The sequence below is a fragment of the Acidobacteriota bacterium genome (assembly GCA_016715115.1).
GTDB lineage: Bacteria > Acidobacteriota > Blastocatellia > Pyrinomonadales > Pyrinomonadaceae > JAFDVJ01.
Genome location: JADKBM010000013.1, coordinates 470,026 through 489,756 on the forward strand (window position 1 = coordinate 470,026; position 19,731 = coordinate 489,756).

Annotated in this window: 20 protein-coding genes; 9 read left to right on the plus strand and 11 right to left on the minus strand. The window is 55.1% G+C overall.

Annotated features, from left to right (window positions below; translation table 11 throughout):
• The first annotated feature begins 62 nt into the window (after window positions 1-62).
• Entirely contained in the window at window positions 63-1,487 is a 1,425-nt protein-coding gene (locus IPN69_16905; GenBank protein ID MBK8812391.1) for a DUF512 domain-containing protein, read from the plus strand.
• On the opposite strand, the gene IPN69_16910 is transcribed toward IPN69_16905, so the two are convergent.
• Window positions 1,479-1,763 carry a hypothetical protein gene (locus IPN69_16910; GenBank protein MBK8812392.1) on the minus strand — a complete coding sequence of 95 codons (285 nt, stop codon included), beginning with the start codon at window positions 1,761-1,763 and terminating at the stop codon, window positions 1,479-1,481. The two genes, IPN69_16905 and IPN69_16910, sit on opposite strands and share 9 nt — an antisense overlap.
• A 128-nt stretch (window positions 1,764-1,891) precedes the next feature.
• Window positions 1,892-2,893: a cation transporter gene (locus IPN69_16915; GenBank protein ID MBK8812393.1), complete on the minus strand. Its 1,002-nt coding sequence runs from the start codon at window positions 2,891-2,893 to the stop codon at window positions 1,892-1,894.
• A 31-nt stretch (window positions 2,894-2,924) separates the two neighbouring features.
• On the opposite strand from IPN69_16915, the gene IPN69_16920 reads away from it, so the two are divergent.
• Window positions 2,925-3,296: a hypothetical protein gene (locus IPN69_16920; protein ID MBK8812394.1), complete on the plus strand. Its 372-nt coding sequence runs from the start codon at window positions 2,925-2,927 to the stop codon at window positions 3,294-3,296.
• An 86-nt stretch (window positions 3,297-3,382) separates the two neighbouring features.
• Window positions 3,383-3,727: a hypothetical protein gene (locus IPN69_16925; GenBank protein MBK8812395.1), complete on the plus strand. Its 345-nt coding sequence runs from the start codon at window positions 3,383-3,385 to the stop codon at window positions 3,725-3,727.
• A 114-nt stretch (window positions 3,728-3,841) separates the two neighbouring features.
• Here IPN69_16925 and IPN69_16930 read toward each other — a convergent pair whose 3' ends face one another.
• From IPN69_16930 to IPN69_16960, 7 genes are all read right to left on the minus strand, one after another.
• Entirely contained in the window at window positions 3,842-4,861 is a 1,020-nt protein-coding gene (locus IPN69_16930) for an XdhC family protein (protein MBK8812396.1), read from the minus strand.
• A gap of 351 nt (window positions 4,862-5,212) precedes the next feature.
• On the minus strand, window positions 5,213-7,429 hold the full coding sequence (locus IPN69_16935; protein ID MBK8812397.1) for a molybdopterin-dependent oxidoreductase: 2,217 nt from the start codon (window positions 7,427-7,429) through the stop codon (window positions 5,213-5,215).
• Between the two features lie 467 nt (window positions 7,430-7,896).
• A complete protein-coding gene (locus IPN69_16940; GenBank protein MBK8812398.1) occupies window positions 7,897-9,348 on the minus strand; it encodes an FAD binding domain-containing protein in 1,452 nt (483 codons plus the stop codon).
• A gap of 141 nt (window positions 9,349-9,489) precedes the next feature.
• Complete coding sequence (locus IPN69_16945) at window positions 9,490-9,948, minus strand: DMT family transporter (protein MBK8812399.1); 459 nt, start codon at window positions 9,946-9,948, stop codon at window positions 9,490-9,492.
• Between the two features lie 123 nt (window positions 9,949-10,071).
• On the minus strand, window positions 10,072-10,548 hold the full coding sequence (locus IPN69_16950) for a nucleoside deaminase (protein ID MBK8812400.1): 477 nt from the start codon (window positions 10,546-10,548) through the stop codon (window positions 10,072-10,074).
• A gap of 23 nt (window positions 10,549-10,571) precedes the next feature.
• Window positions 10,572-11,405: a glutaminyl-peptide cyclotransferase gene (locus IPN69_16955; protein MBK8812401.1), complete on the minus strand. Its 834-nt coding sequence runs from the start codon at window positions 11,403-11,405 to the stop codon at window positions 10,572-10,574.
• Between the two features lie 161 nt (window positions 11,406-11,566).
• The gene (locus IPN69_16960; GenBank protein ID MBK8812402.1) at window positions 11,567-12,898 is read right to left on the minus strand and encodes a thioredoxin domain-containing protein; all 1,332 of its coding nucleotides are present in this window, start codon (window positions 12,896-12,898) and stop codon (window positions 11,567-11,569) included.
• Between the two features lie 144 nt (window positions 12,899-13,042).
• Between IPN69_16960 and IPN69_16965 the strand changes: the two genes are divergently transcribed.
• On the plus strand, window positions 13,043-13,384 hold the full coding sequence (locus IPN69_16965; protein MBK8812403.1) for a VOC family protein: 342 nt from the start codon (window positions 13,043-13,045) through the stop codon (window positions 13,382-13,384).
• A gap of 188 nt (window positions 13,385-13,572) precedes the next feature.
• Window positions 13,573-14,166 (plus strand): DNA-3-methyladenine glycosylase, encoded by a 594-nt coding sequence (locus IPN69_16970; GenBank protein MBK8812404.1) that lies wholly within the window; start codon window positions 13,573-13,575, stop codon window positions 14,164-14,166.
• Window positions 14,167-14,193: 27 nt separating this feature from the next.
• Here the strand turns inward: IPN69_16970 and IPN69_16975 are convergent, their stop codons facing one another.
• Window positions 14,194-14,559 carry a response regulator gene (locus IPN69_16975; GenBank protein MBK8812405.1) on the minus strand — a complete coding sequence of 122 codons (366 nt, stop codon included), beginning with the start codon at window positions 14,557-14,559 and terminating at the stop codon, window positions 14,194-14,196.
• Between the two features lie 112 nt (window positions 14,560-14,671).
• Here IPN69_16975 and pip point away from each other — a divergent pair, with 112 nt between their 5' ends.
• Together pip and IPN69_16985 are read left to right on the plus strand one after the other, a co-directional pair.
• Window positions 14,672-15,628, plus strand: a complete 957-nt coding sequence (gene pip, locus IPN69_16980; protein ID MBK8812406.1) for a prolyl aminopeptidase — start codon at window positions 14,672-14,674, stop codon at window positions 15,626-15,628.
• Window positions 15,629-15,722: 94 nt separating this feature from the next.
• Entirely contained in the window at window positions 15,723-15,983 is a 261-nt protein-coding gene (locus tag IPN69_16985) for a twin-arginine translocase TatA/TatE family subunit (protein ID MBK8812407.1), read from the plus strand.
• A gap of 64 nt (window positions 15,984-16,047) precedes the next feature.
• Here the strand turns inward: IPN69_16985 and IPN69_16990 are convergent, their stop codons facing one another.
• Window positions 16,048-16,839, minus strand: coding sequence for a hypothetical protein (locus IPN69_16990; GenBank protein ID MBK8812408.1), 792 nt, complete (start codon window positions 16,837-16,839; stop codon window positions 16,048-16,050).
• A gap of 87 nt (window positions 16,840-16,926) precedes the next feature.
• Here IPN69_16990 and IPN69_16995 point away from each other — a divergent pair, with 87 nt between their 5' ends.
• Together IPN69_16995 and IPN69_17000 are read left to right on the plus strand one after the other, a co-directional pair.
• Window positions 16,927-17,700, plus strand: a complete 774-nt coding sequence (locus tag IPN69_16995) for a glucose 1-dehydrogenase (protein MBK8812409.1) — start codon at window positions 16,927-16,929, stop codon at window positions 17,698-17,700.
• A 225-nt stretch (window positions 17,701-17,925) separates the two neighbouring features.
• On the plus strand, window positions 17,926-19,521 hold the full coding sequence (locus tag IPN69_17000) for a long-chain fatty acid--CoA ligase (GenBank protein MBK8812410.1): 1,596 nt from the start codon (window positions 17,926-17,928) through the stop codon (window positions 19,519-19,521).
• The last annotated feature ends 210 nt before the right edge of the window (window positions 19,522-19,731 follow it).

Consider the following 19,731-nt stretch of genomic DNA (forward strand, 5'->3'; position numbering starts at 1 on the left):
GTTGATTTAGCTTAAATAACTTGCCAAGCTTTTGTCAATCAACATAAACTTGACGTTTCCTTATGTACGAATTTGCCGTTACACCGGCCGTTACACAAGTCAGACGCGCCGGCGTGATCATTACGGATGTCGCTCCGGACTCTCTCGGCGTCGAGCTCGGACTTGAAAGCGGTGACCGCATCGTCAAGGTGAACGGGCGTTCGATCCGCGATTATCTCGATTTTCGATTCCAGACGTCTGGTGAGACCGAACTCGAATTCACCGTCAAGAAATCAAACGGCGAGACCTGGGAGATCGAACTCGATCGGGAAGAAGGTGAAGATTTCGGGCTCGGATTCGAACAGATCGTGCCGCGCCAATGCGCCAACGAATGTCTTTTCTGCTTCTGCAAGGGAAATCCCGAAGACGCGCGTCCGTCGCTTTTCGTGCGCGACGAAGATATCCGGCTCTCGTTTTTGTACGGGAATTACACGACGCTCTCGTCGATCACGCCCGACGAGATGAAGCGGATCGTCGAACAACGCCTGTCGCCGCAGTACGTTTCGGTCCACGCGACGGATCTCAAGACGCGTGCCTATCTGCTTGGTGTCGATGAAAAACGGGCGGACATTTCCGACAAACTTCAGTTTCTTTTGGACAACGATATCGAGATCCACGCGCAGGTCGTACTCTGTCCGACGATCAATGACGGCGCACAGCTTGAGAAGACGCTGCGCGATCTGGCGGCGAGCTATCCGAAGGTTATCTCGACGGCCGTCGTTCCGGTCGCGCTGACGCGCTACAACAAAGACGACCGACTGACGCGCGTGACGCCAGAATTCTGTCGCGCGACGATCAAGCAAGTCGAGAAGCTGCAGAAGGAATTTCGCAAAGAGCTGGGCGCAACGTTCGCTTTTCTCGGTGACGAGATCTACATTAAGGCGGGCGCACCGATCCCTTCGCGGCGGCATTACGGAAACTATCCGCAGATCGAAGACGGCGTCGGGATGATCCGTTCGTTTCTGAACAGGTTCGAGAAGCTTGTCGGAACCTTGAATGGCGGCGGCGCATTGACGAAACGCTCCAATCGAATCGACGCCCGGACCCATCTCGCCGCGTTCGTGCCGGAAAATCTAAAATCCAAAATCCAAAATCCAAAATCGAAAACCGGATCGATCCTGACCGGCGAAATGTTCGCGCCGATCCTCAGAACCGAAATCGAAAAGATCAATGCTTTGACGGGCGCGAGATTGAGCGTCCTTGCGGTTCCCAACACGTATTTCGGCGGTGATGTTTCGGTCTCGGGCCTGCTCACCGGACAGGATTATCTGGCCGTCAGGGGACAGGTCACGGGCGATTTTGTGATTATCCCGAAACATACGATCAAATCGGACGAACCGATTTTGCTCGACGGAATGACGTTCGACCAACTGAAGGAATCGTTCGAAGTTCCGATCTATGCCTTCGATCTTGAGGAACTCGCCGCCTTTGCGTTGAAGCTAAAGTAGACTTTTCAGTCGCTTGCACGACGTGACCAACTGCGATCGCTGATTCTCGGCCTCGCTAAATCTCCCGCCACGAATTTCCGCGAGCAGTGCTGTCGCGCCTGTTTCGATCTCTTTCGCCGATTCTTTGTGGACCGGATCTTCGACGTCTTCGATCATACGTGCCGCGTGATGCGCAAGATCGCACCTTTGGGTGTTCCCCAGATCTTCGACCCGGTTGCTGTTAAGTTCGGTGATAAGTAGCGAGATCCGCGTGAACGGACTGAGTCCTTTTGCCATTCGAAAAACTCCTTTCGTTTTGTGGCCAAAAGTCACTCAATGCGGCGATCTCCGTTTGATATGAGAAAAGAAGCGAGCCAGTCTTCGTTCGAGTCTGAGCCTAGGTCAAGCGGCGGGCGTTGTCAAATTCAGGTTCCCGTCGAACCGTCGACGCTGTGCTTCGAATCGTCGGAAATATCGATCTCGGTCCAGTTTAGGCGCTTGACGAACTTTCGTTTGCGGACGTCGCAATCGGTTTTCGTGCAGATCTCGCAGGACGATTCAACGCAGGGGTCGGTGTGAACAAACATCTCGATGCTCTCGCCGAATTTGGTGTCAATCAGCCGTTCGAGATCGTCGACGTCTTCGTGCGCATCTCGTGTGGTCAGATACCACGGCACCGTCAGATGGCAGTCGATGTGCAGCGTGTTGCCGTATTTGATGATGCGGAGATTATGGAGGTCGATCCAATTGTCGCGGCGCGATTCTTCGAGGGTCGCGACGACCCTTTTCAGAAGTTCTTCGTCGGCCTCGTCCATAATCCCCGCGATCGAACCGCGGAGAATCTTGTAACCGGTGTAGATGATCACGCCGCCGAAGATCAGCGCGACCACGCTGTCAAGCCAGGCGAGTTTCGTAAACAGGATCAGGATGAGTCCGATGATGATGCCGATCGTTGAGTATGTGTCGGACTGCAAATGCTTTCCGCTCGCGACGAGGGCCAGTGAATTGTTCTTTTTGCCTTTTCTGACGGCAATGGCACCGACACCGTAATTGACGAAGGCCGTAATCGTGACGAGGATGATTCCGTAATCGAGCGAACCGATCTCGTGCGGGTGCCAGAGGTTATTGATGGCTTCATAAATGATCACGAGACCGGCGACGGCGATCAGTGTTCCCTCGATCGCCGCCGAGACGAATTCGACCTTGCCGTGACCGTAGGGGTGATTCGCGTCGCGCGGCTGGGCCGAAAGATAAAGACTGTAAAGCCCGACGAAGCCGGCGGTGACGTTGATCGTGCTCTCAAGCGCGTCGGTCAGGATCGCTACCGAATTCGTCAGATACCACGCGATGAATTTGATAACGAACAGCGCAACCCCGACCGCGGCGACGATCTTTTGAAAATTGTAGTTTTCTCGTGAGACTTCCAAGCTAATTTGATTGTAGATCGTTGAGCGCGAATTGTTAATTTCGGATTCAAGATTCAAGAAAGATTTCAGATTCCGGATTCCAGGTATCCGGATTCCAGCGTTTAGGATTCCAGATTCCAGGATTCCAGGATTCCAGGATTCCAGGATTCCAGATTCCAGATTCAAGATTTCAGATTCCAAGAATTCAAGATTCCAAGAATTCAAGAATGATTCAAGATTCCAGGATTCCAGGATTCCAAGAGCCTGTCGGAAAAATCGATTCAGTGTGCGGAGCAAACGCACATACGATAGCACCACGCGAAGCGGAGCGGAACGTGGTGTCAGCCGCGATCACCTCCAGCGAGCGTGTGAAACACGCGGAACTGTTGCAAAAACGAGAGTTACGCGTGTTACACACGCTTAGGACGTCGGTTAGACAAGCCACCACGTTCCGCTCCGCTTCACGTGGTGTTATCGCAAGTTCGCGTGCTTCGCACGCTTGAAGAAGTAATGCCCGTTCCCAAACGGCTTTCTCCGACAGGTTCCCAAGATCCAGATTCAAGATCCAAGATTCCAAGGATTCCAAATCCAGATTCCAAATTCCAGATTCCAGATCCGAATTCAAGATTCCAGAATTTCAAGGGTTCCAGATTGGGATCCCGAATCGCGTTGCAATCGCGTCGAGTCGGTACCATCTGCGGTAGCGGATGGTTGGTTGCGGCACTCGCGGACCGCAGTATTGATACCAACCTATCTTCAACCATCCGCTACCGCAGATGGTACCGACTCGTCCCGACCCCGCATACAAAGAACCCGTGGGTTTTTCAAAGCTCCAGATTCAAGATTCCAGATTGAAGGATCTCGAGTCCGGGCGTTTTAGATTTCTTGAATCGTGGAATCTGGAATCTTGGAATCGAAAATCCCAAATCCCAAATCCCAAATCCCAAATCCCAAATCCCAAATCCCAAATCAGCGGTTCTTGACCGCGATGATCTCGGCCGCGATCGATATGGCGATCTCTTCAGGCGTTCGGCTGTTGATCGGAAGCCCGATCGGCGTCCGGATCCGTTTTAGCCGTTCGCCTTCGAAACCCTCCTTTTTCAATGAGTTCAGCAGAACCTTCATCTTGGCCTTGCTTCCCAAAACCCCGAAGTATTTGAAGTTCTTGTCAACAAGGCGACGGATGACGATCTCGTCGAAGCGGTATCCGAGCGTCATTGCGACGACGTAATGGTCCTCGCCGGAGTCGATCATCTGGTCGATCGACTCGTATGAGTCAATGATCGTTTTGCGATCCGCGAAGACGTTCTTCTCGACCGTGTTGAGTTCGTTTCGGTCATCGAACAACTCGATGTGAAAATCGAGTTTCGCCATCAACTCCGAAAGTGCAAGCGCGCAATGCCCGCCGCCGACGATGAAAAGTCTCGGCTTTCGACCGATCGTTTCTTCATAAACGAACTTCGAAGCTCCGCCCTTAGAAGTTCCGCCGTATGGAGTTCCGCCTTCAGGCGGCCCTTCCTCCGCCACCCAGAACCCGATTTCCGACGAACCGAAGTCATCGGAGATCGCCAGCCCGCGTTCAGTGATCTTGAACCGGATCACCCGCGATTCGCCGAGCGCGTCGCAAATCGCACGTACCGTCGGCAGATCACCCGCGTCGAGCGCGCAGACGATCACCGTCTGGCTTCCCGAGCAGATCATCCCGCTCGCGTCCGGAACATTCGGCCGGTGAACAAGCGTTTGGATTTTGGATTTTGGATTTTGGACTTCGGATTCGTCGGTGCGATCGTTGCGCGCTTGATCGACGAGCGCAACCTCCATCACACCGCCGCCGATCGAGCCAATCATTTCGTCATCGGCGACAACCATTTTGAATCCCGCGCGGCCGGGCGAACTGCCTGAACTCTCGGCGACGACGATCAAGATCGCGCGTTCGCCCGAATCCAGACGTTCGCGGGCAAAGTTCCAGAGTTCCGATTCAAACCTCATTCGATGCATTTTACTTCGTTTTCTGTCTGATCGCGACGGGTACTCGGACGTTGCCCGAACTGCGGGCCAACGCCGGAGCGCGGGTTGAAGAAGGCCAGATTGTGCGTTAAGGAAGTGTCTTTCCCGCGAAATACGCCAAAGGCGCGAAAAATGGCATTCTTTCACCTTGTTCTTCGGAAAATTCGCGGGAAGTTCCTTCAACCCAGATTACTCATTAAACTCAATTTCCCGCGAAATACCCAAAAACAACATCAAAAATGGCATTTTTGCGGTTTTGGCGTGTTTCGCCGGAAAGAGATTTTCTATTACGTAATTTGGGTTCAAATGCGTAAATTCGGATTTGGCCGACCGTTACGATCCGTACAGATTCATCAGGATCTTTTCCGGAGTCAACGGCGCGTCGAATGGCGGCAAACTCTCTTGATTGAATGCTTTGACGGCTTCGCGGAGGGCGAAATAGGCGCCGATGCCGTACATCAGGGGCGGTTCGCCGACGGCCTTTGAATTGAAAACCGCGAGATTTTCCTTGAGATTATCCAGCGAGACCACCTCGATCGTTTTCGGAGCCGAGTAAACATCGGGAATCTTGTAGGTTGAGAGCGCGTTCGAACGCAAACGGCCGATTTCATCGTAAACGACCTCTTCCATCGTCATCCAGCCGATTCCCTGAACGATGCCGCCCTCGATCTGACCGAGGTCGACCGCCGGGTTCATCGATTGACCGAAGTCGTGGCAAACCTTGACGTAATCGAATTCGTAGGTTCCGCGAAGGCAATCGACCGTAACGCCGACGATCGCCGTTCCATAAACGTGATATGCGAACGGATGGCCTTTGGCAACCGACCAGTCGAAACCGATTCCCGGCGTCGCGTAATGTGCGTGCTCGCTGAGATTGACGCGTCGCAAATGCGCCTCGTTCACAAGTTCGACCCAGCTCGGAGCGCTTGGAGTTCCGCCTTCAGGCGGCCTTCCAACCATCGATGCCTCAACTTCCTTTAGCCTTTCAAGAATCGTCCCGCAGGCGATCGCCGTCGCCTTGCCGTTCAGATCGGCCGCCGCCGAAGCCGCCGTCGGCGACGTGTTGGCGATCCGCAAAGTATTGGTCGTGTGGACCTTGATAAATCCGATCGGGATGCCGAAGACGTTCGCCGCGACCTGTGCGATCTTGGTGTTCACGCCCTGTCCCATTTCGACCGCGCCGGTCGAAACCGCGACCGTTCCGTCGGTGTAAACGTGGACCAGCGAACGCGCCTGGTTCATCGGCGTTTTAGTGAACGAGATCCCGAAACAGACGGGCTGGATGGCGACGCCTTTTTTCAGATACTTGCTCGATGCATTGAATTCAAACGCATCGCGTTTGAGACGTTCGAATTCGTATTTCGCGTCGGCCTGCATCCAGCTTGTTTCGGCCTCGGATTCAGCGATCTGGCCGTACGGGAATTCGTCGCCGGTCTTTAGGAGATTGCGGCGTTGGACCTCGTCTTTCGCGACGCCGAGCTTCTCGGCAGCGTGCGCGATCGCCGATTCGATGACGAACATTCCCTGCGGTCCGCCGAATCCCCGAAAAGCCGTGTTCGGCGGCAGGTTCGTCTTGCAAGAATAGGCGACGGCCGAAACGTTCGGGATAAAATACGAGTTCGAGCAGTGGAAAAGCGTGCGTTCGAGAACCGGAAGCGAGAGGTCGCACGCCGCGCCTGCGTTTTGGAAGAAGGTCACGTCATACGCGACGATCTTCAGATCGGCATCGAGCCCGATTCTGTAATCGGCCGAGTACGGATGCCGTTTTCCGGTCATCCGCATATCATCCATCCTGTGCAGCGCGAATTTCACCGGACGCCTTGTGATCTGTGTGCCGACGGCGCAAATGGCCGCCCAAGCGTTTGCCTGATCTTCCTTGCCCCCGAAGCCGCCGCCGAGTCTCGTCACGTCGACCTCGATCAGATTCATCGGCAGCGCCGTAACCCTCGCAACCGCGCGCTGGACCGCCGTCGGACCCTGTGTCGACGAATAAACGCGGATTCCGTCGCTCTCGGCCGGAATCGTAAAGGCGCCCTGAGTTTCGATGTACAGATGCTCCTGGCCGCCCGAATGGGTGCGGCCTTCGAAAACGTGCGCGCAGCTCTTGAGTGCCGATTCGGCGTCGCCGAGTTTGAATCGTTTCGGCGGCGCGATCAGGCTGTTTCTTGCAAATGCCTCGCGTTCATCGGTGATCGCTTCGAGCGGTTCGATCTCGACCGAGATCAGTTTCGCCGCGGCACGCGCCTGCTCGTCCGTTTCGGCGAGCACGATGGCGATCGGCATTCCGCAGAAATGAACTTCGTCTTCCGCAAGCAGGGGTTCGTCCGGCAAGATGCCGCCGATCTGATTCTCGCCGACAAGATCCTTTGCGGTGATAACCCGTGCGACGCCTTTTGCAGTTTCCGCTTTGCTCGTGTTGAGGGCCGTGATTCGACCGTGGGCAACCGGCGAGTCGAAAACGCACGCGAAAAGCGTCCCTTCGACGACCGGAATATCGTCGAGATAAACCGATTCGCCGCGTACATATGATTTTGAGTCAAGGTTTTTCATTACGAATTAGATGGTAGACGGTAGACGGTAGACGGTAGAGGGTAGACGGTAGACGGTAGAGGGTAGACGGTAGACGGTAGACGGTAGAGGGTAGACGGTAGACGGTAGAGGGTAGACGGTAGAGGGTAGACGGTAGACGGTAGACGGTAGACGGTAGACCGCCAACCTCTCACTGCTCACCTCTCACCTCTCACCTCTCACTGCTCACCTCTCACTGCTCACCTCTCACTGCTCACCTCTCACTGCTCACCTCTCACTGCTCACCTCTCACCGCTCACCTCTCATTGCTCACCTCTCACTCACTGCTCACCTCTCACCTCTCACCTCTCACCGACCACTGACCACCGACCACTGACCACCGACCACTGCTCACTGCTCACCGCTCACCGCTCACCGCTCACTGCTCACCGCTCACTGCTCACCGCTCACCGCTCACTGCTCACCGCTCACCGCTCACCGCTCACCGCTCACCGCTCACCGCTCACTGCCACGAAGTGCGCCCGGAAAAGCTGGCGCGCCAACAGACGTTTGTATTCGGCCGAACCGCGAACGTCGGAGATCGGCGCGATCTCCGTTTGCAGGATCGCCTCCGCTTCTTCGAGGATCGCATCGTTGATCGGTTTTCCGCTCAGGAACGCCGAGGTCTTTCTTAACAACAAAGGCGTCGGCGCGACCCCGCCGATCGAGACGCGCGCCGTTTCGACAACATCGCCCGAAAGCCTGAGCGCGATCGCCGTATTAACAGAAGCGATGTCAAGATAGGTTCGTTTCGAGACCTTTTCAAAATTGAAATGCGTGAAATCCTTGCGAATTGAGATCTTCGAAATGATCTCCGACTCAACCTTTGCGAGCTGCTTGTAACCCAAATACAAATCAGATAACGCAATGTTCCGAATTCCGAAATCCGAATTCCCAATTCCGAAATCGCGTAGTTCCAATTCGGCGTCGAGCGCCAGAAAAAAGACCGTCATATCGCCGATCGGCGAGGCATTTACAAAATTGCCGGCGAGCGTCGCCATATTCCTGATCGGCGTCGACGAAACCAATTTCAAATACTTGTCAAGGTTCGGAAAAAGCCGATGGAAGACTTCAGACTCGAGCAAGTCGGTGACGACGACAGACGGGCCGATCTCGACCGTTTCGTCGGTCTCGCGGATGAACCGAAGCGCAGGATCGTCAAACAAACTCGTCGCACCCGCGTGGACCATTTCGTCGTGCTTCTGAACGTAAAGGTCCGTGCCGCCGGCGACGAATCTTGGGGTGGTGATTTCGGATGATACGGATTTCAGACCTTCGGAGTCGGGATGTTCGCGCACCAACAATTCGAGACGCCGCCCGATGGATTCGAAATATTTCGGAACCGCACCGGCGGCGATCGCCTTCTCGATTTGCGACTGTGACTTGTTGAGCATCGCATTGCCGAAATCCGAAATCCCAAATCCCAAATCCGAAATCCTCTCGCACGCCCGCTCGATCGACTTGTAACCCGTGCAGCGGCAAATGTTTCCGTCGATCGCCGCAACCACCGATTCTTTGGTTTTCTGACCGTCGCCGAGGCAAAAACCGGTCAGAGACATCACGAATCCAACCGTGCAGAATCCGCATTGAGTTCCGGATTCGTCGACCAACGCTGCCTGCGCGGGTGTCAGGCTTCCGTCGGCCGGGTTGATTCCTTCGACAGTCACGATATGCTTGCCGCGCGCATTCAAGAGCGGCATCAGGCACGATGTCATCGAACGATATCTGAGGTCTCCGTCCTTGAGTTCACCGACGAGGATCGTGCACGCCCCGCAATCCCCTTCGCGGCAGCCGATCTTCGTTCCCTTCAGATTCTTGTGATACCGAACAAAGTCGAGCACCGTCGTTCCGCCTGGGAGATCGGTTTCGACGGATTGATTGTTGAGAATAAATTCGATCATTATTCCAGCCACGAATCGCACCAATTTCACGAACGCAACCCTTTATGCGACGTTGTTGATCCAACCGCCAAAAGCGCGGCGCATCAGGTGCGTTCCTGAAAAAACAGTCGTGAAATTCGTGCGATTCGTGGCAAAGCGCAACTAGAATCGCCGAATCAAAACGACGCCGATCGTGATCATCGCCGCGCCGACGACACGCAAAACGCTCACCGGCCGTTCCGGAACTCCGAGCCAGCCGAAATGATCGATGACGAGCGTGACCAGCATTTGCCCGGCGATGATCAGCGAGAACGTCAGAGCGACCCCGATCTTCGGAACCAGAACTACGGCCGAGGCGACGAAAAACGCTCCCAGGATTCCCCCGAGCCACGCGACCGCCGGCGCATTCTTCGCGTTCGCCAGATTCGAAAGCGGTATGCCGGTCGCCAGAATATACAGGAAGAGCGCCAATGTCCCGACCGCGAATGAAATGAACGCGGACAGGATCGGACTCTCGACGTGGCTGGCGAGTTTGTTGTTGATCGCCGCCTGCGTCGGCATCATCATTCCGGCGAGAATCGCGAGGATGATGAAGGAATAATTCTGAATAAAGCTGACCACTATGATTTCGGAATTGTGAATTTGGATTTCGGCGATTCGAAATCCCAATTCTGGAATTCAGTTCTGCGATTCAGGACTCCGGCAGTTCGAAAATCCAAAATCAGAAATCACATACCGAATTCCCTAATACTCGATTTTGTCCGCCTTCTCGACCCAGTTCTTGAAGACCCGCAATCCTTCATCGCGCAAAAACGTCGCTGTCGGGATGCGGCGGGATTCGAGCGGCAGCGCGAGTTCCTCGTAGATCAGATCGTCGTCGAATCCGGCTTCCTTGGCGTCGCTGCGGGAACACGCGAAAAAGACCTGTTTCGGACGCGCCCAGTAGATCGCGCCTAGGCACATCGGGCACGGTTCGCAACTCGCGTAGACAATGCAATCGTCCAGCTGAAACGTCTTCAGTTCGCGGCAGGCATTGCGAATCGCCACGACCTCGGCGTGGGCCGTCGGGTCGTTCGTCGACGTCACTTGATTGCAGCCTTCGCCAACGATCCGGCCGTCTTTGACGACCACCGCACCGAACGGACCTCCGTCGTTCGCGTCAATGCCGTTCTGTGCGAGTGCGATCGCGCGGCGCATAAATTGTTCGTGGACGTCGGTCATCATCAAATGTGAATCAAAAGTCATCAACCTTTTGGCTTGACCTTGATCTCAAACAGCTTCTTCCAGAGCTTGCCGGTGACAAAGATCCGGTCGGCCGCCGCATCGTAGGCGATGCCGTTGAGCGTTCGTTCCGACTCTCCGGCGGCATCCTCGGGCGAGATCCCGTTCAGATCGATCCAGCCGAGAAGATTCCCGGTATTCGGGTCGATGCGCGCGATGTGGTTCGGCTTGCCGACGTCCTCCGAGTGCCAGACGTTCGCCCAGATCTCGCCTTTGACGTATTCGAGTTCGTTGAGTTTGTAGATCGGCCGGCCGTTCTCGTCCTTGACGACGACCGTCCTGATCGTCTCGAACGTCTCGGGATTCAAGATGCGAAGGACGTGCGTGCCGTCGCTCATTATGAGATTCGTGCCATCGTGCGTCAATCCCCAGCCTTCGCCTGAGTATCGCATTTCCTTCTGGAGCTTGAAGTTCATGTCATACACGAAAACGGTTTTTTCGCGCCACGTCAGCTGATAGATACGATCGTTGAAGATCGTCAGGCCTTCGGCGAAGTACTCGCGCGGAACATCATATTTTTGAAGGACTTTGCCCGTTTCGATCTCGACCTTCCGGAGCGAAGAATTATCGTATTCGCCGTCGCTCTCAAAAAAAACGCCGTTTTGGATGACGAGCCCCTGCGTGAATGATGTCGAGTCGTGCGGATAAGCCTTCACCGTCTCATAAGTATAGACCGGCACCGACGCTTTGGCGGTTTTCGTGCCGGTGTTCGACGCATTGACGTTAGGCTTGTTGACCGCCTTTTCGCCGCAGGCGTTAAGCAAGAAAAGAGTCGCGAGTAAAAATATAAGACGCATAAGTCCGATTTGATGGTCCGGTTCGTCGATCCGTTCCCTGATGAATTCTTTCGGCTTGACCCGACGATCTTCGCAAGCGCGAGTTTGCCGGAGTTGCCGCGCTTCGAGCAAATGGCCGAGACAGTTCGCTTCAGTGATTCGGTCTGCAGATCGAAACGGCATCATTTTTTCAGCGCCCGATCGATCGCGTCGCGAAATCCGTCGACGTTCAGGAATCGCACGCGAACGCCGTTGACATAGATCGAAGGCGTTCCGGAGATTCCAAGTTCCTTGCCGTCGGCAACGTCTTTCTTGACATCCGCGGCGACCTTTTCGCTTTGAAAGTCTAGCTCAAATTTCTGGGGATTCAAACCGGCGGCGACGGCGTACTTCTTGAGCGACGCGACATCGAGCGCGGTTTGATTGCGGTAAAGCAGTTCGGTGTATTCAAAGAATTTGCCTTGCGCGGCGGCGGCATTGGCGGCGAGCGCCGCATTGTATGCGTCCTTATGGATCGCCGTCAGCGGAAAATTGCGGACGACGAACCGAACCTGACCGCCATATTCCGACAAAACCTTTTGCAGCACCGGATGCTTCGCGGCACAGACCGAACATTGAAAGTCCGAGAACATCACGACCGTCACGGGCGCGGTCGCCGCACCTTTCGAAGGCTTTCCGTCGGTTGCGATCTGGAAAACAATCGGCGCGGGTTCCGAGTACAGAAACTGCGGCTTGTATTTCGCCGCCAATCGGCGCCGCAGCGCGGATTCGAGTTCTTCGCGCTCTTCATCGGAATAATCGCGAAGCTTGTCGGTGATCTCCTGCGCGATCAACTTGTGCGGTTCGATCGCAAGACTCTTGGCTTCGGCAGAAACGAGCGCCGAGAAGATCAATTTGTTCAGCTCGAATTTCACACGGTCGAAGACCTTCGCTTTCAATTCAAAGAGCGTCACTTTGTTCTTCGCTTCGAACATCGCGACCGTGATCGGCTTGCCGTTGACGGTTGCCAGAACGTCGGCCGGAGCAAGATTCGCGGCGTTGACGCTTTTGCCGGTGACCGTTTTGTACTTTGTCTTCAGTGCCGCGACAAAGGCGTTGAAGGCCTTCTGCTCGGGTTCGCTCCGCAAAAAGGTCACGATCTGATCGCGGACCTCGGCTATCGGCCGGTTGTCGAGCGCGAGACGGTTCGCGTTGTAAATGTCCTGGATCTCTTTGTCAGTCGGATCGGGAACCTTTGCCTTCACTTCGCGTTCGTAAAGCTGTTCGAAGGCGATCTTGCGCGCCGCCGATTCAAGTTCGGCGAGCGTGTCGATGATCTGGACCTCGAGTAGTTCCTTGCGGCGTTCGGCCATTGAAGCGGCGAGATTCTCGTACTCCGTACGGACGGGCAGCGGAAGATCCTCAACGGAAATGCGTTGTCCGTTGGCGATTGCCAAGACCTGTCCGGACGTCTGTCCGAACGTTGCGGCGGCGAAGAAGGCCAAAATGATTGCGATAACTATTGATCTGAACATGACGCGGGTTTGATTCGGCTTTTTCGAATAAAGATGTCGCTCGACAGAAGTTCTTAATTTATCGTAACGGCCGGGCGCGTGCAACGCGTCGGAGAATCGCCGTCGGTTGAGTTATGATTATTGTGAACCGTGGAGGGAGAAAGTATGTCGGATGTTAGATTCTCGGGTACCGTCGATCACCTGGCTCTGAAATGCGCCGACCTTGAGGAGGCGGTTGCGGAGTACAAACGGCTTGGGTTTTCGCTCGAGACGATCTATGAAGATTGGGCGATGATGCGCGACGCTCGCGGTTTTGGCATCGCGCTGCTGCCGCCCGAGTCGAAGCATCCGCCGCACATCGGATTGCGCGTCGAATCGATGGAGGAACTTGAAAAAGCCGCCCGCGCCGAGGGCCGGCCGATCAAGCCGCACCGCGACGGAACCTCGTCGTTTTACACCAAAGGCGTCGACGGACAGATCATCGAATTGATCTGCTACCCGGAATGATTTTGGATTTGCGATTTGCGATTTTGGATTCCAGATATTCCAGATATTCCAGATTCCAACATCGAAAATTCCAAATTCCAAATTCCAAATTCCAAATTCCAAATTCCAAAATCCAAAATCCAAAATCGCAAATCGCAAATCGCAAATCGCAAATCGCAAATCGCAAATCGCAAATCGCAAATTCCAAAATCGAAATGCTTGCCCGTCAATTCTATCTTCGTACCGACACGCTCGCGATCGCCAGGGATCTGATCGGTAAACTGCTCATCGTTCAGGATCCCGAACACGGACGCGTGTCCGGGATGATCGTCGAAACCGAGGCGTATCTCGGTGAGATCGACAGGGCGGCGCATTCCTACGGCGGGCGGCGAACGGCGCGAAACGAGATCACCTACGCGGCCGGCGGTCATACTTACGTCTTTTTCGTTTACGGAATGTACTTTCAGCTCAACATCGTCTGCGGTCCCGAAGACTCGCCGCATGTTTGTCTGATCCGCGCCGTCGAACCCGTCGAAAACATCGAACTGATGCGCGAACGGCGAAAGACCGTGCAGGATCTGAATTTGACTTCGGGACCCGGAAAATTATGCGTCGCCCTCGGTATCAACAAAAGCTTTAACGGCGCGGATCTGCTCGGAAATCGAATTTGGCTGGAAGATTTTCGTACAGTCGGCGGGGAAGAGGTCGGAAGCGGGAAACGCGTCGGCATCGATTACGCCGGGGAATTCGCCGCCAAACCCTGGCGCTTCTGGTTGAAAGGGAACAAGTTCGTGTCGCGTTGATCCGGAACGCGGGGAAGTCGTTTGGCGTCAGCATTCGAGGTACTGCCGCAGCATCGGCTTTAGGATTCGATAGTCGAGCGGCTTGTCGAGCAACTCATCGCAGCCGGCCTCGCTTGCTTCGCGTTTGAAATCGCTGCCGAAAGCGGTCACCGCGATGATCGGAACCCGGCTACCGAAGGTGACCTCGCGGATCGCGCGCGTCGCAGTCAGTCCGTCGACCACCGGGAGCGAAATGTCCATCAGGATCAGATCCGGATGAAACCGGCGCACCTTGTCGACCGCCTCGATCCCGTCGGCGGCTTCGATGACGAAATATCCGCAGCTTTCAAGCAGAAAACGCAAAACATCGCGGCTGTCTTCGTAGTCCTCGACGATCAAGATCAGTTTTTCCATATCTGCACGCTTTCGATACACGGCGGAGCCCCGGAACTTTCACTGCAAAAATAGTGCCGCGTCGAGCGAAGCAGTTTGAACGATCAATTCGAATTCCTGTATCATCCGAATTATGAAAACACTTTACCCGGAAATCGAACCATTTGATTCGGGAATGCTCAAAGTTTCCGAAATTCACACGATCTATTACGAACGCAGCGGAAATCCGAACGGAATTCCCGTAGTCTTCCTGCACGGCGGTCCGGGCGGCGGTCTGCTTCCGATGTATCGGCAGTATTTCGATCCCGAAGCGTATCACGTGGTTCTCTTCGACCAACGCGGTTCGGGGCAATCGATCCCGCATACGGAATTGCGTGAAAACACGACGTGGGATCTGATCAAGGACATCGAGACGCTGCGGGAGATGTTCGGGATCGAGAAATGGCACGTTTTCGGCGGATCGTGGGGCAGCACGCTGAGCCTCGCTTACGCGGTTTCGCATCCGGACCGCTGTCTCGGACTGATCCTTCGCGGGATCTTCCTGACGCGGCGCAAGGAGTTGGAGTGGTTTTACCAGTACGGCGCGTCCGAGATCTTCCCGGATTATTGGGAGCGCTATCGAGACGAAATTCCCGAGGAAGAGCGCGGCGATTTTATTACGGCATACCACAAACGGCTAACTAGCAGCGACGAGAGCGTTCGACTCTCGGCGGCGCGCGCCTGGGCCGTATGGGAAGGCTCGACCTCGAAATTGTATCCGGACGCGAACCTGATGGACCATTGGGAAGGCGCGCACGAGGCGCTTTCGCTGGCGTGCATCGAATGCCATTATTTTACGAACGGCTCGTTCTTTCCGACCGAGAACTATCTGCTTGAGAACGTCGACAAGATCCGGCACATACCGACGGTCATCGTCCAGGGCCGGTACGACGTGGTTTGCCCGATCACGAGCGCTTGGGAACTCCACAAAGCGTTTCCCGAAGCCGAGTTCAACGTCATTCCCGACGCCGGCCATTCCGTCAGCGAAAAGGGGATCATTTCGGCGCTGGTCGATGCGATGGACAGATTTCGCGATTCCGCAGCGCTTTGAGAATTGAAATGCGTGGCACGAATCGGGAAATCGGAGTATCATTAGCGAATCACAGTTTCGACCGTTGAGAACGGCGTTAAAAAAAGAATCTATTATGTTGGGACTTGGAACACCGGAAATTTTATTGATCGTATTGGGACTGTTCCTGCTTTTTGGAGCGAGCCGGTTGCCGCAGCTGGCAAAGTCGCTGGGACAGTCACGGAAAGCCTTTAAGGAAGGAATGCGCGAGGCTGAAGAGGAATTCAGCGCCGAGAGCGAGAAGAAACTGGAAGCGCCGGCCGCTCCGCAGATCACCGCGATGAGCGATGAAGAACTGCAGGCCGAGATGCAGCGGCGAGCTGCCGCGAAGCAGTAGCGTTTTGAGTTACGCCGTCTGGCGGCGATGCTTCAGATTTGGCCCCCAACCGCGAAGTCGGATATCAAGGCTTTTCGCCGACGGCCAGAACCGCTTTGACGGTGAAGCGAAACGTGATCGGACCGAGTTCGTCGTCGATCAATCGGGCGAGTCGCTTTCGGACTCGCCCTATTTCTTTTTTGGTCAGTCCTGAAAACCACATCGGCATCAAAAAATCGGCGACGAGGGGCGAATCGACGAACGTCGGACCGTTCTCGAATTCGAAAATCTCGGTCGCGATGTGAGATTCGACCTTCTCAAGTCCGGCGTCGGCAAGGATCTCCTCGATCTCCGAAACCGACGCCAACTCCGAGATCAACCGCTCGGCAAGTCCCAGATCCTCGGAGTCGACATCCATCATCGCTTCCCAGAGAATGGAGAAAATTTCGCCAAAACTTCCCGCAGAGACGAGAAAAACTGCGACAGCGCCGCCGGTTTCGGCGTAGCGTGCCGCATCCGCGACAAACTCGCGAATATCCCCCGGCCGGACAAGACTGCCGTCCGCCAGAACCGCGTCAAAGCTGTCTTCGTCAAAGCCCTTATCCGAAAAATCGACCCTCGAACGCGTCGCGATCGCTTTGTCGCGCGCGATCTTGAACAGATGCTTGTTCTCACAGACCGCGCCGATCCGCGCGTCGCGTCCGGCCTTCGTGCCGATCTCGAGCGCGTGGTTGCCTGTTCCGGCATTGATGTACAGAAGGCTGCGGTCGCCTTTGAACTTGAAGTGCTTGTCGGTGAGTTCCATAAACCGCAGCGTCCATTCGGTGTCCACATACAGATCCCTTAAGAATGCGAGTTCTTTCGCTGTCTTCGTCATATTTCTATTAAACTTCAAAGTTTGTCACCGAAGCAAAAGCGCCCGCTTTTTTGCATCGAGCGGTTTATGTTATGTTCTAAATCAAATATGACGACACACATCAAAGAGCTTTTCGATCTCACGGGCCGGACCGCGATCGTCACCGGCGGAAGCCGCGGCATCGGCAAGGAAATGGCCGAAGCTTTGGCCGAAGCCGGAGCGAAAGTAATGCTTTGCGCGCGGCGCGAGGAATGGCTCAAAGAAACCGTCGGCGAGTTTCGCGCAAAAGGGTTCGAGGCAGAAGGAATGGTTGCCGACGTGTCAGACGAGGAAGCCGTTGGCAGACTGGTCGCGGCGACGGTCGAAAGATTCGGCTCGGTCGACATCCTGATCAACAATGCCGGCATTTCGTGGGGCGCTATGCCGGAAGATATGCCGCGCGATCAGTGGCAGAAAGTTCTCGACGTGAATCTTACCGGCTGTTTTCTGATGGCGCAGGCCGCCGGCCGGCAGATGCTGAAACAGGGAAAGGGGTCGATCGTCAACATTGCTTCGATCGCCGGGATGACCTCGTCGGCGAACGGCCCGTTCTACGCGGGTTACGTCGCCAGCAAGGCCGGACTGATCGGGCTCACGCGCGAACTCGCAGCGAGTTGGGGCCGCAAGGGGATTCGCGTCAATGCCATCGCGCCGGGTTTCTTTCATTCGCGTCTGGCCGACCGGGTGATCGACATTTACGAGCGTTCGATCCAGGAGAACAACGTCATCCCGCGCGTTGGAGAGGAAGGCGAGTTGAAGGGTATCACCGTTTTTCTCGCATCTGACGCGTCGAGTTACGTCACCGGTCAAACGATCGCGGTCGATGGCGGGATGACAGTCTGACGATTTTGGATTTTTGATTTTGGATTTTGGAATTTGGATTTTGGAATTTGGATTTTGGGTTTTGGAATTTGGAATTTGGATTTTGGAATTTGGATTTTGGATTTTGGAATTTGGAACTTGAAATTGCAATTGAAATCTTGGAATTTGGAATTTTTGGAATCTCGAATTCACATCTCATTTTACGACCGCTTTTGTTGACAGGATTGAACTTCAAGGAGGGAACTGATTTTGAACTACAACGCTACCACGCTGAATTTATCATCGATAATCGAGCATCACGCGCGGCTCACACCGGATAAGGAAGCCGTCATCTGGAACGATATGCGGATGACCTACGGGCAGCTCAACGCGTTTTCGAACCGCGTAGCGCAAGCGCTCCACGAAATGGGCGTCGGAAACGGCGACAAGGTCGCGCTTTCGTGCCCCAATCTGCCTTATTTCCCGATCGTCTATTACGGCATTCTGAAGGCCGGCGCGGTGGTCGTGCCGCTCAATGTTCTCTTTCAACCGCGCGAGGTGGCGTATCATCTTGCCGACTCCGACGCGAAGGCCGTCTTTGTTTTCGAGGGCACACCGGAACTCCCGATGGCGAAAACGGTAAAGGCCGGTTTTGACGAAGTTCCGACCTGCGAGCATTTGATCGTGATGACGGCCGACAAGATGGCGGCAAGTCCGATCGAAGGCCACAAGACGCTGACACAGATCATCTACGACAAGTCCGACAGTTTCGAGAGTTTCCCGACGCGGCCGGACGACACGTGCGCGATCCTCTACACATCGGGCACGACCGGCCAACCGAAAGGCGCCGAATTGACGCATTCGAACATTTATTTCAACGCCATCGTCTGCTTCAACCTGCACGTTCCGGGATTGGACTACACCGACGGAAAACAGAAGACCTGTTTGATCACGCTGCCGCTCTTTCATACGACCGGACAAACCGCGCAGATGAACGCCCAGATGTTCGCGGGTCACCGGATCGTTCTCCTGCCGCGTTTCGATCCGCAGGCGACGCTTGACGCGTTCAAAAAGGAGCACGTCAATTTCTGGACCGGCGTTCCGACGATGTACTGGGGAATCCTCAAGCACGTTGAGGAGAACAACATCGATCCGGCGCCGTATGCCGAATCCCTCGCGATCCTCAGTTCGGGCGGCGCGCCGATGCCAGTCGAACTGTTGAAGAAATTCGAGGCGACATTCAACGTTCGGATTCTCGAAGGATACGGACTGTCGGAAACGTCGCCGGTTGCGACCTTCAATCATCCGAATGTACCGTCCAAGGCCGGAACCGTCGGCCAACCGGTCTTTGGCGTCCAGGTTCGATGCGTCGATGAGAGCGGCGCCGAAGTTCCGCGCGGCGAGCGCGGCGAGGTCGCGATTCGCGGCCATAACGTGATGAAGGGCTATTACAAACGTCAGGCCGAATCGGAAGAGGCGTTCAAGTTCGGCTGGTTCCATTCGGGCGATATCGGAATTATGGACGAAGACGGATTCCTGTCGATCGTCGACCGCAAAAAGGAGATGATCCTCCGTGGCGGATACAATATCTATCCCCGCGAACTGGAAGAAGTGATTATGTCGCACGACGCCGTTTCGATGGTCGCGGTGATCGGCATTCCGTGCGACAAGATGGGCGAAGAGGTCAAGGCATACATCGTCAAGACGCAGGATCACCCGATCACCGAACAGGAGATGATCGATTGGTTCAAGACACAGTTCGCGGGCTACAAATATCCGCGTCACGTCGAGTTTCGCGACAATCTGCCGATCGGCGGGACGGGCAAGATCTTGAAGCGGGCGCTGAAGGAGGAGCATAAATAGGCGGGTAGACGGTAGGCGGGTAGACGGTAGGCGGGTAGACGGTAGGCGGTAGACGGTAGACGAGTAGACGGTAGACGGTAGGCGGTAGACGGTAGGCGGGTAGACGGGTAGACGGGTAGACGGTAGGCGGGTAGACGGTAGACGGGTAGACGGTAGACGAGTAGACGGTAGACGAGTAGACGGGTAGACGGGAGTGGAGATGTCGCTTTT